Annotated in this window: 22 protein-coding genes and 1 tRNA gene; 11 read left to right on the top strand and 12 right to left on the bottom strand. The window is 67.2% G+C overall.

The genetic code is table 11. The features are described from left to right. The first annotated feature begins 24 nt into the window (after positions 1–24). From IEY69_RS04865 to IEY69_RS04815, 11 genes are all read left to right on the top strand, one after another. Positions 25–198, top strand: coding sequence for a hypothetical protein (locus IEY69_RS04865; protein ID WP_168927148.1), 174 nt, complete (start codon positions 25–27; stop codon positions 196–198). Next, entirely contained in the window at positions 195–1,097 is a 903-nt protein-coding gene (locus IEY69_RS04860) for an MBL fold metallo-hydrolase (RefSeq protein WP_189071971.1), read from the top strand. Before IEY69_RS04865 ends, IEY69_RS04860 begins: the two co-directional genes overlap by 4 nt. Continuing rightward, a complete protein-coding gene (gene purD, locus IEY69_RS04855) occupies positions 1,097–2,350 on the top strand; it encodes a phosphoribosylamine--glycine ligase (RefSeq protein WP_189071970.1) in 1,254 nt (417 codons plus the stop codon). The genes IEY69_RS04860 and purD overlap by 1 nt, the downstream gene beginning before the upstream one ends. A 38-nt stretch (positions 2,351–2,388) precedes the next feature. Next, positions 2,389–2,470 (top strand) — tRNA-Leu (locus tag IEY69_RS04850). Between the two features lie 128 nt (positions 2,471–2,598). Beyond that, positions 2,599–3,504 carry a tyrosine-type recombinase/integrase gene (locus tag IEY69_RS04845; protein ID WP_189071969.1) on the top strand — a complete coding sequence of 302 codons (906 nt, stop codon included), beginning with the start codon at positions 2,599–2,601 and terminating at the stop codon, positions 3,502–3,504. Next, entirely contained in the window at positions 3,501–3,806 is a 306-nt protein-coding gene (locus IEY69_RS04840) for a hypothetical protein (protein WP_189071968.1), read from the top strand. Before IEY69_RS04845 ends, IEY69_RS04840 begins: the two co-directional genes overlap by 4 nt. After that, positions 3,803–4,126, top strand: a complete 324-nt coding sequence (locus tag IEY69_RS04835) for a hypothetical protein (protein WP_189071967.1) — start codon at positions 3,803–3,805, stop codon at positions 4,124–4,126. The genes IEY69_RS04840 and IEY69_RS04835 overlap by 4 nt, the downstream gene beginning before the upstream one ends. 66 nt (positions 4,127–4,192) lie before the next feature. Next, positions 4,193–4,414, top strand: coding sequence for a hypothetical protein (locus IEY69_RS04830; RefSeq protein WP_189071966.1), 222 nt, complete (start codon positions 4,193–4,195; stop codon positions 4,412–4,414). Between the two features lie 93 nt (positions 4,415–4,507). Next, the gene (locus IEY69_RS04825; protein ID WP_189071965.1) at positions 4,508–4,978 is read left to right on the top strand and encodes a hypothetical protein; all 471 of its coding nucleotides are present in this window, start codon (positions 4,508–4,510) and stop codon (positions 4,976–4,978) included. Next, a complete protein-coding gene (locus IEY69_RS04820; RefSeq protein WP_189071964.1) occupies positions 4,975–5,553 on the top strand; it encodes a hypothetical protein in 579 nt (192 codons plus the stop codon). Before IEY69_RS04825 ends, IEY69_RS04820 begins: the two co-directional genes overlap by 4 nt. A gap of 97 nt (positions 5,554–5,650) precedes the next feature. Next, on the top strand, positions 5,651–6,586 hold the full coding sequence (locus IEY69_RS04815) for a PulJ/GspJ family protein (RefSeq protein WP_189071963.1): 936 nt from the start codon (positions 5,651–5,653) through the stop codon (positions 6,584–6,586). A 63-nt stretch (positions 6,587–6,649) separates the two neighbouring features. Here the strand turns inward: IEY69_RS04815 and IEY69_RS04810 are convergent, their stop codons facing one another. From IEY69_RS04810 to IEY69_RS04755, 12 genes are all read right to left on the bottom strand, one after another. Further along, positions 6,650–6,820, bottom strand: a complete 171-nt coding sequence (locus tag IEY69_RS04810) for a hypothetical protein (protein ID WP_189071962.1) — start codon at positions 6,818–6,820, stop codon at positions 6,650–6,652. Then, positions 6,820–7,290: a hypothetical protein gene (locus IEY69_RS04805; RefSeq protein ID WP_189071961.1), complete on the bottom strand. Its 471-nt coding sequence runs from the start codon at positions 7,288–7,290 to the stop codon at positions 6,820–6,822. Before IEY69_RS04805 ends, IEY69_RS04810 begins: the two co-directional genes overlap by 1 nt. Continuing rightward, a complete protein-coding gene (locus IEY69_RS04800; protein WP_189071960.1) occupies positions 7,287–7,850 on the bottom strand; it encodes an N-acetylmuramoyl-L-alanine amidase in 564 nt (187 codons plus the stop codon). The genes IEY69_RS04805 and IEY69_RS04800 overlap by 4 nt, the downstream gene beginning before the upstream one ends. A 117-nt stretch (positions 7,851–7,967) precedes the next feature. Then, positions 7,968–8,309: a hypothetical protein gene (locus IEY69_RS04795; RefSeq protein ID WP_189071959.1), complete on the bottom strand. Its 342-nt coding sequence runs from the start codon at positions 8,307–8,309 to the stop codon at positions 7,968–7,970. Further along, a complete protein-coding gene (locus IEY69_RS04790) occupies positions 8,306–8,686 on the bottom strand; it encodes a hypothetical protein (protein WP_189071958.1) in 381 nt (126 codons plus the stop codon). Before IEY69_RS04790 ends, IEY69_RS04795 begins: the two co-directional genes overlap by 4 nt. Before the next feature lie 27 nt (positions 8,687–8,713). Next, positions 8,714–10,279, bottom strand: a complete 1,566-nt coding sequence (locus IEY69_RS04785; protein ID WP_189071957.1) for a hypothetical protein — start codon at positions 10,277–10,279, stop codon at positions 8,714–8,716. 2 nt (positions 10,280–10,281) lie between these two features. Continuing rightward, positions 10,282–11,898 (bottom strand): hypothetical protein, encoded by a 1,617-nt coding sequence (locus IEY69_RS04780; protein ID WP_189071956.1) that lies wholly within the window; start codon positions 11,896–11,898, stop codon positions 10,282–10,284. A gap of 314 nt (positions 11,899–12,212) precedes the next feature. Then, positions 12,213–12,362 (bottom strand): hypothetical protein, encoded by a 150-nt coding sequence (locus IEY69_RS04775; protein WP_189071955.1) that lies wholly within the window; start codon positions 12,360–12,362, stop codon positions 12,213–12,215. A 494-nt stretch (positions 12,363–12,856) separates the two neighbouring features. After that, complete coding sequence (locus IEY69_RS04770; protein ID WP_189071954.1) at positions 12,857–13,234, bottom strand: hypothetical protein; 378 nt, start codon at positions 13,232–13,234, stop codon at positions 12,857–12,859. 313 nt (positions 13,235–13,547) lie between these two features. Beyond that, positions 13,548–14,432 (bottom strand): hypothetical protein, encoded by an 885-nt coding sequence (locus IEY69_RS04765; RefSeq protein ID WP_189071953.1) that lies wholly within the window; start codon positions 14,430–14,432, stop codon positions 13,548–13,550. A 105-nt stretch (positions 14,433–14,537) separates the two neighbouring features. After that, the gene (locus tag IEY69_RS04760; RefSeq protein WP_189071952.1) at positions 14,538–14,990 is read right to left on the bottom strand and encodes a hypothetical protein; all 453 of its coding nucleotides are present in this window, start codon (positions 14,988–14,990) and stop codon (positions 14,538–14,540) included. Further along, positions 14,987–15,319 (bottom strand): hypothetical protein, encoded by a 333-nt coding sequence (locus tag IEY69_RS04755; protein ID WP_189071951.1) that lies wholly within the window; start codon positions 15,317–15,319, stop codon positions 14,987–14,989. The genes IEY69_RS04760 and IEY69_RS04755 overlap by 4 nt, the downstream gene beginning before the upstream one ends. Positions 15,320–15,557 lie beyond the last annotated feature (238 nt).

Below are 15,557 nucleotides of genomic sequence, written 5' to 3'. Positions count from 1 at the left end.
GGGGGGCGGGGTATCCTGCGCGTCATGGCACTCTGGCTTGTGTTCGGTTTCATCCTCCTCAGCGCGACCCTGATCCTGGCGATGACGTTCGGCCCGCTGCGCGCGGCGGCGAACGTGCGGGTCATCCGGATGATCGCGTACGTGCAGTACGCGGCGGCGCTGCTGCTGCTGGGCGCGCGCCTGACCGGGAAGGCATGACGGTCCACACGCTTGACCTGAACTTCCAGAACACGCCGGGCGTGATCGCCTCCAGCGTGTTCGACACCGGGGACGGGCTGGCGGTCGTGGATACCGGGCCGGGCAGCACCCTGGGCGCGCTGGAGGCCGGACTGGCCGGGGTGGGCGCGTCGCTGGCGGACGTTCGGCACGTGCTGCTGACGCACATTCACTTCGATCACGCGGGCGCGGCAGGCACCGTGCTGGACCGGGTGCCGCAGGCCCGCGCGTACGTGCACGAGCGGGGCGCGGCGCACCTGTCGCGCCCGGAGCGGCTGCTGGCGAGCGCCACGCAGATCTACGGCGAGCACATGGACGCGCTGTGGGGCACCATGCGGCCCATCGATCCCGAACGCCTGACCGTCCTGAAGGGCGGCGAGACGCTGACGCTGGGCGACCACCCGGTGCAGGTGCACTACACGCCGGGGCACGCCGTGCATCACGTGTCGTACCACGCCGGGGACGACCTGTTCCTGGGGGACGTGGGGGGCATCCGGCTGGACGTTGCCCAGACACCCCGCGCGCCCACCCCGCCGCCGGACATCAATCTGGAGGCGTGGCAAGGCAGCCTCTCCGTACTGGAGACGCTGGACGCCCGGACGCTGCACCTCGCGCACTTCGGGGCGTACCCGAACACGCCCGACCACTGGGCCGGACTGCGCGCCACCATGACCGCCGACGCCGAGCGCGTCCGCGCGGGCCTGACGGCCGGACTGGACCCGCAGGCCATCACGACCGCCTTCACCGAGGACCTGATGCACGAACTCAAGATGGAAGACCCGACCCTGCCCGCCCGATACGACTTCGCGTGCCCGCCGTGGATGAGCGTGCAGGGGCTGCTGCGCTACTGGGCGCGGCAGGCCGCGCGGGGGCAGGGCTGATGCGCGTCCTGGTGATCGGCGGCGGCGGACGCGAGCACGCGATCGTGCACGCCTGCGTCCGCGCGGGGCACGAGGTGCTGTGCACGCCCGGCAACCCTGGCATCGCGCACATGGCCCGCGTGATCGGCAGCGCGCAGGACGCCGCGAGCCTCGCGCAGCTGGCCCGCGCGGAGGCGACCGACGTGGTGATCGTGGGGCCCGAAGCGTACCTCGCGGCGGGCGTCGTGGACGAGTGCGAGGCGCTGGGCATCCCGGCGTTCGGCCCGTCGCGCGCCGCGAGCCGACTGGAGGGCGACAAGGCCTGGAGCAAGGCGTTCATGCACCGCCACGGCATCCCGACCGCCGCGCACCACACCTTCAGCGACCTGGGCGCGGCCGCGGCGCACGTGGGGACCCTGACGCCGCCCATCGTGGTGAAGGACGCGGGCCTGAAGGCCGGGAAGGGCGTCACCATCGCCCACAGCACCGACGAGGCGCGGGCGGCGCTGCGGGACATCTTCACGCAGCCCGGCGCGCAGGCGGTCATCGAGGACTTCATGACCGGGCAGGAGGTCACGGTGCTCGCCCTGACCGACGGCAGCGCGTACGCCCTGACGCCCCCCAGCCAGGACCACAAGACCATCCACGAGGGCGACACCGGCCCCATGACCGGCGGGATGGGCGTCATCTGTCCCTTCCCCATCAGCCCGGAGGTGCTGGAAGTCGTACGGCGCGACATCATCGAACCCACCCTGGCGGGCATGCGCGAAGGCGGGCACCCGTTCCGGGGCGTGCTGTACGCCGGACTGATGCTCACCCCGAACGGCCCGAAAGTCGTGGAATTCAACGCCCGCTTCGGCGACCCCGAAGCGGAGGCCGTGTTGCCCCTGCTACAGAGCGACCTCGCGCAGCATGCCCTGGACGCCGCCCGCAGTCAGCTCCGACCCGAGGACGTGCGCTTCGGCGACGCCGCGAGCGCCACCATCATCCTCGCCGCGCCCGGCTACCCCGGCGAACCGCAGAAAGGGATTCCCCTGACCCTCCCCGAACCCGGCCAGGACGAGGTCATCTACCACGCGGGCACCGCTGCCAGCGCCGCCGGGCTGATCAGCAGCGGCGGCCGCGTGCTGGCCGTCACCGCCGTCGCGGACACCCTGAACGGCGCGCTGGGCCGCGCGTACGCCCTTGCGGATCGCGTGGACTTTCCCGGCGCGCAGCTGCGGCGCGACATCGGCGCCCGCATCGGCGCGGCCCCTGACCCCACGCCCGTTTGACCAGCCCGCGCGCAGGCGCTACCATTCCCCACGCACCGGCCGGTGTGGCGGAATGGTAGACGCACTCGACTCAAAATCGAGCGGGAAACCGTAGGGGTTCGAGTCCCCTCACCGGCACCAGTAAGGCAGATGCCCTCGCTCCCAGCGGGGGTATTTTGCTTTTGCAGTTCGCCGCTGCCTGGGCGAATGAGAGATCGAATCTAGTGCTGCTCAGGGGGCGGCAGATGCGTCAACACAGGAGGATTTCTATGTTGTTGACACAGCTGTGCCTGATGCATACGCGGTCGCTCCAGGCGGCCAGGCGCTCGCCTTCCACGGTGACCTACTACGGGTACGCCCTCGAACCACTCCACAAGTTCCTGCTGGAGCGGGGCCACACTGGGGAGATCAGTGAGATTGACCGGCACCTGCTGGCCGAGTTCCAGCTGTGGCTGCGGGACTCGCGGGGCATGGGGCCTGGCGGTGAACACGCGGTCCTGAGGGGTGTTCGCGCGGTGTTCCGGTGGGCAGTGGCGGAGGAGCTGCTTGACCGTAACCCCACCCTACGTCTGTCCATGCCGAACATTCGGCACGAGCCGCCTCCCGCCGTTCAGCCGGAGGAGGTGAATGCCTGCCTGAAAGTCGCCGCCACCCTCGCGCGCCCGGCTCGCAGCCGGGCCCTGATGCTCACGCTGTACGACACGGGCATCCGACAGGGGGAGCTGCTGGCCCTGACAGTGGACAGCGTGGATTTCAACACCGGCATGATCACGGTGAACGCGGCAACGTCCAAGAGCCGGAAGCGCAGGGTGGTGCCGTTCGGGATCCGGACTGGGAAGGCGCTGTCCCGGTACCTGCGCGTGGAGCGCCACCCTTCCCTCCCGGTGATTGACCGCCTGTTCCTCAACCGCTCCGGGGAGCCCATGACCCCCGGCGGCCTGGCGCACCTGCTGCTGACGATCGGCGCTCAGGCCGGTCTCCCCCGCGACCATACGGCCCCACATGCGTGGCGCCGCGGGATGGCGGTGCAGTACCTGAGACAGGGGGGCGATCTGTTCTCGCTCCAGCAGATCCTCGGGCACACCACCCTGGAGATGACCCGGCGCTACGTCCGCTACCTCCCCGACGACCTCCAGCGCGAGCACATGCGCGCGTCCCCGGTAGACCGGCTGTGAGCGGCAATCACCCCGAGATGAGCGGATCACGGCTCCTGCTGGCGATGCTCTTCATCGGCGGCAGTCTGTCCGAGGAGCGCTACGACCTGCTGAGCGAGCTGCCGGATGACGTGCTGGACGCGTTCGAGCCGCTGATCCGCAACTCCGTGGACCCGAACAACTGGGTCACCATGCTGGGTGAGTTCGCCGTGGGTGTCGGCATCCGTGACCCGGATGCGTACCTGTACAGCCCCATTCAGCCGGAGATCGACCGACTCACCGTGGGCTGGGTCCGGCGCGCCTGTCGCCTGGGGGACCGGTGAACGAGTGGCCGCAGCTGGGCCTGATGGTCCTCGCGGGCGCTGTCGACTGCTGCGACGGCTGCGCGCGGCTTCTCACCGACCTGTGGCGTGATGACCCGGAGGCGGCCGCGCGGGTGTTGGAGGTCATCCAGACCGAGGGCCCACAGCGTTGGCGCAGCGTCTGCGGCGCTGGGGCGATCTGCGGGTGCGGCGCCGGGGACGTGCTGTGGCAGGCCGGCGCCGGCGTCGAGTGGGCGGATTGGGCGGTCCACTATGTCCGCATCTACCGGCGGATGGAGCCGCTACCGGGCTGGTTCGTCGACATCTTGCTCCTGATCTGAGTTGCATGAGAGTCTGAGCGTCGGGAGTAACACATGTGCACGCCAGAGATGAGCGAGCCTTTGGGTATGAACTTCGACCTCTTCTTCGACATCGTCCGTCTGATCATCCACAGCCTGCTGACCGGCACTCCCATGAGCCCCGAGCTGTTCGCGTTCGCCCTGCTGCTGCTGGTTCCAACGGCGATCCTGGGCTACTGGGCCTTCATCGCGCTCCAGGACGCCTGCGTCTGGGTGTTCGGCTGGGTTCGCCGGCGCCTGGACGCGTTCCTGGCCGCACGCGGTTACTGAAGACCCGCTGGCCGGCGCCGGTTCCCGCTCCCGGGGCCGGCGCCTCTCATTGGGCTCACCATTCCACCCACCAGGCGTGCGACAACGTATCACATGACGTATCAACTACATCAACTCGCCGGGGACATCACCGCCGGCCTGTCCGAGGAATCCTGCCGCATGATTGACCGCTGGCTCTCCATCCCGGCGAGCGAGCCTACCCGGACCCACACCGGCTCTGTCTCCCACCAGAACCTGAAGCGCCCGCGCAGCACCACCAGCGAGGCCCTGAGTCTGGCCCGCGAGCTGATGACCCTGGCTACCACCGAGGGGACCGCCGGAGCGACCACCTGCGCCCGCCAGGTCAGATTCATGACACGCGCCCTCCTGGTGATTGTCGACCGGTCCGTCACCACCTACGAGTCTAGCCGCGAGGATGACCGCCTGCTGTCGGACGTCCTGGGCATGGGCGCCATTCGCATCCTGTGCTTCGATAACGCCAGCCGCACCGCCGTGTTCGTGTTCACCGACTCCCACCTGATCTCGCGCGCCGAGGCCCGGGCGCTGCTGGAGCTGGCACAGTGAGCGCCCTGACCACTGAGCAGGTGGACGTGGCCTTGGTGCTGCGGGAACTCGCGGGTGAGCCGGTGCCGCTGAGCCCTGGAGCCCGCGAGCTCTGGGTGCGGTACGGGATGAGCGTTGGAATGACTGGCCGTCAGATTCAGGACGCGGTGGACCGGCTGCACCCCGAGGATGAGGCCTCCGAATCCCGTGATTGTCCGTACTGGACGATGCCCAACCAGCTGGGCCACCTGTGTGACATCGTGTACAGCCAGGGTGATGTTCAGCGATTCACCAGCGAGCGAACGCGCGTGAGCACCACGGTCTTCGAGTACGACGGTCGCGACGAATTCCACTTCGAGCTCAGCATCCCGACCGTGGGTGACTGCCGGCGCCTGCTAGTCAGGGTCGGACCGTGCGGCACGGTCGCGCGTCCGGAGACGCGCGGTCTGGTGTTCGTTGCTGACGAATACCACCTGGACGTCGAAGCCGGCGAGCCGGCATTCGAGGAGCTCGCGCACCTGACGGCGCCACTGATCCGCCGCGCCCTGGATGTGGCGCCACACGCGTTCGCCCTTTTGGAGCTGGCCAGGGCCTGACCCCCTGTCCCAACCCCATCCAACGCCCGGTTTTACCGGGCGTTCTTCTATGAGAATTGCAGTTGCGCGCGGGCCTGGGCTGAGCGACAACCAGGGCATGAAGAACCTCACCCACGGCTTTACCCTCGTTGAAAGCATCATCGCCCTCTCCATCGCCAGCGTGGTCATCGGCGGCGTCGGCCTGGCGCTGAACACCGCGGTCCAGGGGCAGATTCAGCAGAACATTGCCCTGTCCGAGCGCGCCTCGATGTCCCGCCTACTGGAGACGCTCCAGCATCAGACCCTGCCGCTGGTTGGGTATGACGACAGCGGCGCCACCAGCATGGCCCTGCTGTACGCGGACACCACCGTGGCGGTGGACGGCGGCCCCTTCACCATAGAGAACGGGTGGGCCACGGTCGACGGCGCCCGGATCAGCGTCCCACAGCAGGCCTGCACCAAAGCGCAGTTCGATGGGAAGGCGCTGCGACTCGGCTTTGAAGGCGGAACCATCAGCATCAGCGGGCGCCCGTCGAACTACGACATCGCCGCCCTCCGCGTGATCCCCGAACCGGACCAGAGCCGCATCCGCGTGGCCCTGAAAGGCGCCCGGTCGGGCGAGACCATGTCGGGCGTGCTGCACATCAAGCCGATCGGTCAGGCCGCGTGCCCAGTGGTTCAGACCTACCAGCCCAGCGAAGCGGGCGCTCCGGGCGAGCCGGTGGTCCCGGTTCCCGGAGGCAGCGTGATGTCCACCGTCCGCCCCCCGTCCCTGGTGCCGCCCGTCGCGCCCGTGCCGCCCACGCCCCCGAGCGGCGAGCCCACCCCCGGCGGCGGGAAGTGCTCCTCGGGCTGGGGATCGAGCTCCGGTGGGCGGGTCAGCATCAAGCAGTGCCCTGGCGGCGAGGGCGATCTGAACGAGCGCGCACAGTCGCGGGCGGACAGCTTGGAACCGGTGTGCGTTCAGGACTACAAGGGCTCGCGGACCAGCAGCAGCTACAGCAACGGGGTGAAGACCACGGTCACCATCAGCCCAGAGCAGAAGATGTGCTGATACAACGAAAAAGGCGCCCCCTGTCCACGAATGGCAGGGGGCAGCTTCTTATGGAGCTTCAGGTCAGGCGTTGATCCGATCCAGCAGGTCGAGTAGTTCTTGCTCTACCTGCTCCCAGGTCGCATCGGGTGTATCCAGCGTGCGCAGCCGTTCGAACTCGGGCTCCAGGGACATCAGCGCGCCGTGCAGTCTCCTGACGCACCCTGCCGCTTCCTGCCACGCTTCCTGTGTCATTACTTCTTCTTCACCAGGGCCTGATAGACCAGCTCCAGGCCGCCGAGCACGGCCGACTTGATGGCGCCGTTGAAGGGGCGCGCCCAGGTCGGGAGGCGCTCGGGGATGAAGACGTCGTACAAGGCGCCAAGCAGGGCGCTGGCGAGCAAGCGGGCGTCGGCGCCCTTCACGAGCGGGGCGCCGTCCTTGACGGCCGCGCTCACCAGGGTGGCGATGGTCGTACCGAGTTGCAGGGCCTCGGCCAGCGACAGCTTCCGGTCACCCAGGGCCGCGCGGGCCTGCGCGATGCCGTCCAGCACGCGGGGGAGCAGGCTGGTGATCAGGGCGAAGACTTCAGCTTCGGTGATGGGCTTCGCGATGGTCTGGGTGCTGGTCGGGATCTGAACGCTGATGCCCCCATTGGCGGTCACGACGCGGGTGGCGCGCTCGCGGGCTTCGTTCAGGGCGGCTTGGATACGTGGGTCGATCATTTGACACTTCCTTTCGCGTTCAGGAACGCGGCGATGGTCTTGGCGTAGGGGGTGAGCAGGGCCAGGCGCCCGCTGCGGTCACGGGTGGCGGGCGCGTACTGGATCGAGTCGAGTTCGAGCATCACGGACGGGAGTGCGTCGGGGAACGCATCGATATACAAGCCGTTGAATCGCGAAGAGCTACTCGGGGCAATCCAGAAGTCCCGTCCCATGCGCCGTCGCAGTGCATCGGCCATCAGTCGACTGGCGGTCCCGGGGGCGTAGTAGCAGCCTCTGCGATGGCGCGGCTTCTCGAACTTGCTGTCGTAGTGCACAGAGATGAAGGCGCGGGCGCCGAGTTGGCGGGCCCGGGTCAGGCGCTGGTTCAGGTCTGGCTTGCCTCCAGCGGTCCCGTCGCGCGTGAGGTGCACGGTGAAGCCCATGCCCGTGAGGATGTGCTTGAGGGTGAGGGCGGCTTCGAGGGCAGCGACGGCTTCATGCCGGTTGCCGTCACAGGCGCCTGAGTCGTAGCCCGGTGCGCCGGGGGTATCCCCATGGCCGGGGTCGAGGACGATGATCATACAGACCTCCAAAGAAGAACCCCCGCTGATAACTCAGCAGGGGTTATGAGAACGCGGATTGTGCGGGTGGCGGTGCGGCTGTCTCCATTGTACCACTCCCAGACGCCCTTGTTGGGCTCAGCGGGTCCGGCCTTCCCGGATTCGCCTGATATGTCGACGGTGCCCAGCGTTCACAGCGTCTGCGGTCAGGCGCATCAGCACGCCGAGTTGAATCAGCAGCTGATACGCGGGGGTGTTGGTGCCGGTGCGGCCCGTGAGGACCGCGCTCAGCAGGAAGCCGAGCGCCATGACGATGTAGCTGGCCACCGTCAGGCGCCGGCAGAAGTTGAGCTGTCTCCAGCCGCGCAGCTGGGCGTGGATGACGATTACGCAGCCCAGGACGATCAGGACGCGCAAGGGGATCATCAGCTCCGAGGGCAGTTGGATGCCGACGAAGGCGGCGAGTTGATCGAGGTTCACGCTTCATCACCTCCTTCTTCCTTGTCTTCCTTGTCCTTATCCTTCTCTTCCTTCTCGGGGAGCTTCACGTTCAACCACTTCTCGATGATCTTCGGGAGAATGTCGCTGATCAGCCCCTGGAGCGCGTCCACCCCAACCATCGCCGTTGCAGACGCGATGAATACGCCGAACGTGGGGCTCACGTGCCAGAACTGGGTGATCAGGCTGTGCATGCCCGCAGCGAGAAAGCCCGTGAGCAGCGCCCGGCTGAGGTGCCGGGCGAGGGTCGATTTCGTGATCTTCGTTCCGCGACTCACGATCAACAGGATGTGTGCGAGCGCCGCGGTCAGTGCGATGAAGCCCAGCCGGAGCCAGGCGTCGAGTTCTTCAGGTCTCATGTCATATGTCCTTTTCCTTGCGTCATCTCACATCACGTCCCAGCCGCCGGGTCGGGCCAGCAGGATCACCCCTGGACGGCCCGCGCCGCCCAGCACGTAGGTGGCGTCACCGTCGATGGTGTCCGAGCCGGAAGCCTGGAGCGTCACCGAGTTGGCCCCCACCGCGTCCACGCGCTTGATCCAGTAGACCGGGAAGATCGCCGTTGCAGCAGTCGGCAGGGTCAGCGTCAGGGATCCACCACTGGCGTCCGCACGGGTATATGGAACGCTCAGGCCCGCGCTGGCGCTGATATTCACGGGCGTTCCGGGCGCCGCGTCGGTCAGGCGCCAGACCACACCACCGACCGTGCGGTGAAGGGCGGTCCCGGTGCCGGCGCCGGTGTAGCCCGGCAGGTCGATGACGTCCAGTGGGCCCTGAACATTTTTCTGTGCGGTCGGGTCCACCAGTTCGAGCTTGTACGCGAAGTGCGCCACGCCCAGGATGACCGAGACGCCGGCGCCCACCGCGCGCCCTGAGCTGCGCGTCCAGCCGGCGGGGGTCACGTTCGCGGGCGCAGTGAAGCCCCCTGTGGTTCCGAGCAGGTTGGGCCCCGCGTTCGTCCCATCCCCCTCCAGCCCAATCAGGTAGTTCCGGCCCGAGGTGAAGGTGAAGTTGCCAAAGTCCAGCGCCACGTCTCCGGCCGTCCCAGGGTGCGTGTTCGTGCTGAGACTGAAGGACTGCACCGTCCCGCCCGTCACGTCCGCGATCACCCCGCGCAGGCCCGCGCCGCCGGGGATGAACTGGCGCAGGGTCAGGCGGTTCGCGGTGAAGGTGGTGGTGATCAGCAGCTGCTCGCCGTAGAAGTTCTCTGACCCGCCGATGTCCTGGGTGGTGGCCGGGACCAGCTCGCTGCGGGTCTGGTCGGGTGTGCTGAGGTAGACCGCGCTCACTCCACCGCCCCCGCCGCCACCGCCGGCGCCGAGGGTGAACGGCCCGGCGGTCGTTCCATCCGTCAGCGTGAAGGTCAACTCACTGCCAGACTGACTCACAGACTGAATGCCGCGCCCAGCTGCGCCCGGTGCGCCGTCGATGCCGTCTCTGCCGTCGACGCCGGCAGGTCCGGCCGGAAGGATGAACGGCCCCTGGGTGGTCCCGTCGGTCAGCGTGAAGGTCAACTGGTTGCCGCTCTGGGTCACAGACTGCACGCCACGCCCAGCCGGTCCAGCGGCGCCGGCGCCGGCGGTCAGGTCGATTGGTCCGCCCACAGTCTGGAAGCGCAGGTAGGCGGCCTGTCCGTCAGGCGTCACCAGTTGGAATTGCCCCGGCTGGAGCGTCTGCGGTTCGTCTGCGATGACCGGCGCCACGCTCGCGTTCGCGCCCAGAAGACCGTACAGGCGCACAGTCTGCGTACCCGCCTGCGTGGGCGTGATCCTGAGCAGGTCGCCCGCTTGCAGCTGATACGGGTAAGTCGGCGTGGTGAAGCCCGTCTGTCCGGCGTAGCGCAGTTCGACATCCGCCGGTGTGCCTTCGACGCCGTGAATGACGGCGCCGGCATAGCTGTTCTCGGTGATCAGCACCTCGGCTGCACCGACAGTCTCGATGATTGTATGCATTTTTACCCCTCGATAATTTCCCTGAATGGCGCGTAGGCCGCGAGATGTTCAACCTCGGCGTCGATTTCGAATGTGCCCGGCGCCCCGTCCGGCCACAGTTGCGTGAACGGCCGCCAGCTGTGCGAGCCGTCGTATTCGCTGCTCCAGGTCCAGTTGCCGCCGTCCTCTGGCTCCCCACCGCGCGCCCGCCCGACAATCACCACCGGGCCAGCCCCTGGGAACAGCACCGGCGCCGGCTGAGTCACTTCAGTCCCTAATCCGCGTTCGTCCTCTGCGTCCTGAAGTCTGGGCGTGGACCAGGGCCAGATCACTTCAGGGTCTGAATGGAACAACACCCGCGGCTCACGGCCGTAGCGCGGTAGCCCGGCGGTGGTCAGTGTGGGTAGCGGCACCTCAGCCACGATGCTGATCCCAGCAGGCTCTGCGCCTTCGAGTCGGTCAGCCTCCTCCAGCCCCTCCAGGCGCCGGGGCCGCTCACCGGGCTCCAGATCCCTGAAGGCGTCGAAGCCCGTGAGGATGAAGGCGCGCTCTCCGATCAGTCGCACGTGGTCCGGATGTTGCCCCTGAGTCAGGTCAGACTCCAGCCACGTCCCACCCACAGGCAGGGAGAACGCCCCGGTAGGACGATGGACGGTCAAGGCGCCGGCGCCGAGGGTCAGTAGATTCAGCTCCCCACCTCGGCGCCGCAGGATGGCCCAGCTGTTGCCGGACAGCGGGTTGCCGGCCAGGGTCATACTCGCGCCGCCCACCAGCAGATCCCTGTGCCCCCCGCTGGTCACGCTGTCGTCGGGGGCGTGTACTTCGAATCGCCCCAGCCCAGGCAGGTCAGCTTCTACGGTCAAGGTCTCGCGCGGTGGACCCAGCAGGTCGCTGGACTGGTAGTTGCCGCCCAACAGGACGGTGTACAGCTGAGTCACCGGCAGCCGGGTCACCATGCGGTCCCGGGCCCGCACCCCGGTGCGCGTGATGCCATCCCAGACGGGCGCCCCACCCGGGGGTAGGTGGCCCTCCCACGTGATCCGTGGTCTGCCCTCACCGCCGGAGTCGCCCGTGCCGCTGAAGGACTCCCCGCCGTACTCGGCAGTCCAGGCCCCGCGGTTGCTGAATTGGCGCTGTGGCTCCCACCTCGCCTGATCACCGTTGCTCAGGTCGGCCACGAGCCGCACAGGTAGGCCAGGCGGGTCAGGCGGGGTCTGGGCCATTCGGTTGATCCACTCCTGTGGGATCCGCTCCGGCACGTACCATTCCATGTACAGGGCTGATATGCCGTAGCCCGGGCTTTCCACTTCGACGCCCGGCACGCTCTGGCTGTGCGGGCGGGTGTAGAACTGGCCCGTCCCAGCAGTCTGCCCGGGGTTGCTGAGGGGCGCTTCAAAGTATTCAGCGCTCGCCGTCCCACTGGCCGTCACGCCCTGGCCTGTGAGTCGGAACCGGATCGGGCGCCAGTCTGCGCCGTTGTCGTTGAAGCGGGTCGCGTCGGCCTGATACCGGTCCGGCAGCTCGCTCAACGCGGCCACGGCGCGGAAGTCGCTGAAGCTCTCCGTCACCAGCCCCGGGTTGCTGGACGTCGGCAGCAGCGAGGTAGGCGTCACCTGCCAGACGCCGGCGCCGGGGCTCACCGTCAGACTGGGCTCCAGGAACTCTGGGGGGTAGACGTAGGCCTGCCGGACGTAGCTCAGTGTTCCCCTGCCTGGCCCCGCGTCCAGGGGCTGATCACGCTCTCCTAGCAGGACTGGACCCTGCGCGGTCGGCACACCCAGGCACTGTGACCCGATCCCCACCGGTCTCTGCCACGCGTCGAGCTCTGGCGGTGCAGGTGCGAATCCACTGGGCAGGTCGGTGGACGTCCGGCGCCGGGTCTGCTGCGGTCTCTGTGCCCGTCCAGCAGCCGGCGCCGGCGCCTCTGCTTTGTCTTTGCCGCAACACTTGCAGCTCACGATCCCAGCCGCCAGACGCCGTCCAGCTGGAAGGCATAGATGTACTGATCAGGCCGTGGACCAGTACCGATGACCACCACCTCCGCCCCGTCCAGCTCGCAGATTAGACTGCCCGGCTGCACGCGCTTCACGAGCATTCTTCGCATTGTTCACCTCCAATGAAGAAGCGCCCTCCACCTCGCGGCAGAGAGCGCCCATCTATAGATGATTTTACCACACTCGCTTGGCCTGGCTGATACCCCAGCTGATATACCAGCGGCTTTAGTGTTCGCGCAAGCCCGGGCCAGGGCGATCAAGACTCACAGTGGGTGTGGGTCCAGGCTGAGCGGGTAGGCGACTTAGTGTAGATAGGGTCCTGGGCCGGGAGAAGGTAAGGGACAGGGATAACAACACTAACTGTGAATCCAGGGATAGCCTTTGACATCTCGCACGCAGAACCCACGTACACTTTCGACTTTTACCCACACTGGGCGCTGGTATCACCCACCGGCGCCGGCCCCGGGTCTGTCCCGGGTCTGGGCGCAGAACCCACGTACACTTTCGAGCTCAGGCCGCACTGGGTCTATGAATGGCACCGGCGCCGGCTGATGGAATGAAGAAGCCCCCGCTGGTCTTGGCGGGGGCGCTCGATGGACTGGGCTTACTGGCCGACTTTGGCTATCGCCGCGAACTGGCCGGCTTTGACCATCTCCGCGACGATGCGGGCGGTCTCGTAGTAGTGCTCGCCACTCACGGCCGAACGCTGGCCGTCTTGCTGGACGAAGAAGATGTGCGTGACCTTGGTGCCCTCGGAGGTCAGGACGCCACTCACGGTCTTGTTGCCGAACTGGAGCTCGAAGGGCTTGGCGGGGTGGCTCCCTCGGTTGTGGACCCAGGCGCGCGGGTGCTCGCGGGCGATGATGACGATATCCTCACCACTCGCCTTCCCGCTGGTCAGGATGTTGTCGATTGCGGCCCACAGCGCGTCGGTGTGGCCCGGGGTGAGCTGTCCTGCGAGTTCCATCATTTGGTATTTCATGTGTCTCCTCTTGCTGCTTGGCGTCGGCTGTCTGCCGGCGCGTCTTCTTGACGTGATCTTCGCTGCACGTTGCAGGTATGTCAATTAGTATTCTGAGAACGCTTATACCCCTGCGCTGGCGATCATATGAATTTTACCCGGGCATATTTAGGGTGTCGGTCCTGCTCCGGCGATCTGGCCCGACTGGCAGCCACTCTGGGAAAGACCCGCGCCGCTCACCGGCGGGCGCTGGAGGGTGGGTGGCGGATAGGTGCGAACCGTTAGGCGGGCGGCTGCACGTGGGCCGGTCAGGGGCCGCCTATGGATTGCGGACTCAGGCGCTCATCAGTCGGGCCATGAGCTCAGGGGCCAGCACGGCGGCCTGGGTCACGGGGACGCGAACGGGAGCGTGGATGAACATGCAGGTCACGGAGAGATCGATCTCGTTGGTGTTGACCATAGCGGCGGCTGTGTCGCCACTCGAATGGACGGCACCGAGCGACAGTGGGCACCCGCGCCAGCTCGCCTCGCCGTGGAGGGCAGTCATGGTCCACCCGTCCATTGGCTCGCACATCATCACCTCGCCGGTGCAGTAGGAGGCGATGAGGTCCAGTGCCTCATCCGCGCTCAGTCCACCCGGCGTACCGCCGGAACGGAACGTCCGCTCCTCACGGTCCAGGGCGAGGTAGCCACGCAGACTCAGTCCAGCCGGGATGCCCCCAGTGGCGAGGTCCTGGGCGTACCGTTCGGCCGGGCTCAGCGCGGCCTGCTGCTCAATCTCCGCCCGGGCCCGGGCGGTCTGCTCCGGCGTGGCAATCAGAACCCAATAGGCGGTGGGGAGAGGACCATCCATTGAGGCCCCCTGTCCGCGAGGACAGAAGGACAGCAGCACGCGGCCGTGATCGGCGTCATGGGTGCACAGGCCGCCCTGATGGATACCCGCACGCAGTTGGTGGGCGTAACGCTCACACCAGCCGCGCAGTCCCTCCTCGCTGTTGATGGGCGCCAGGGCCCAGAGCGCCTCGCTGGTCAGTTCGGCGCCGGCGAGCTGTTCCAGCATCGCGGCCGGGGTGCGCGCCGATTCGACCGGGCGCAGGACTGCCCGGTCAATCCCTGCGGCGTAGTGGGCGCAGTCGGGAATGCGCGACAGGGCGGCGCTGCTGAGGTACTGAGCGGCGGCGCTGGCGATCGTGGGCGTGCGGGTGGGTTGCGTCTGCATGGGGGCTCCTGTGGGGCGCGACTGTCTGCCGCGCCCGTCTTCTGGATTCACGGTAGCCGTCCCATGATGATCTGTCAATCTATATTATGAGAACGTTCGTAGGTGTTACCAGATGGCCTCTGGGTGGGAATCGTCGAGGCGGACCCCCGGCTCACGTAGGTTCCAGTACCAGGCCTGCCCTGCGTGCAGGTCGGGTGCCAGGGAGCGGTATTCGGCTGCGGTCATGTAGGCCTCGGCGCTGTATGCGGATCCAGTGGGCAGCGGATTGGCCAACATCTCCGGAAAGGGGGGCCACGCTACCACTCGGATGATCGCGTTCTTGGCTGTGTACTCCAACCCAATGATGATGTTGTGCCCGCCGAACGGGATCTCCCCGACGGTCTCACAGTGCCCGTCGTCCTCCACTGGGCAGACCATCCGCAGCAGGTCAACCGCGCGTTCCACTGGGATGTTCGCCTCGCCCTTCTTGATGGCGCACAGGGTCAGGTACGCTTCTTCGGTCATCCGTGGGTCCATTTCCCCCGCGAGGGACAGCAGGTGGAATTCCGCGCTACTCATGCCCACAGCTCCTTCTGCCAGTAGTCGCCGCCGCAGCAGGCGCGGTAGTAGGCGGACGTCCCGTTCGGCAGCAGGTCACGGTAGAGGGTCACACTCGCGCCGGTGATGTCACTGGTGGTGCGCAGGACGGGCTGGTGGCGGTACTGCGCGACTTTCGACACGCAGCCCCTCAGGTGGCGCTGCACCAGGCGCCGGATGTCGCCACGGTTGGTGGGCATGCACAGGCGCAGTCTGGCGATGGTCATCAGGTCGTCGCGGTCGAGGGTTGGGGAGATCCGGCCGGCGCGCTGGAGGCGCTGGAGCATCTCGAATTCGATTCTCAGTTGCATGCTTCGATCGTCGCTGATATCTCAAGTCGGTAGATGAGAACAAAAAAAGGCGGCCGCCCCCGGTGAAGGAGACGGCCACGCTGCGCAGAACCCACGTACACTTTCGAGATTTTCCAGCGCTGGGTGTAGGGTCGGAGAAGTTAAAGAGAAGGGAGAGAAGGAGTAACTGTGAGTACAGGGAGAGCCTTTGACATCACCGCGCCAAAGCCACGTACACTTTGGCGATTTAGCCACGCCC

The sequence above is a fragment of the Deinococcus sedimenti genome, from assembly GCF_014648135.1.
GTDB classification, from domain to species: domain Bacteria; phylum Deinococcota; class Deinococci; order Deinococcales; family Deinococcaceae; genus Deinococcus; species Deinococcus sedimenti.
The sequence above is the reverse complement of the archived record's forward strand: the minus strand, read 5'-3'. Positions and strand labels throughout refer to the sequence as shown.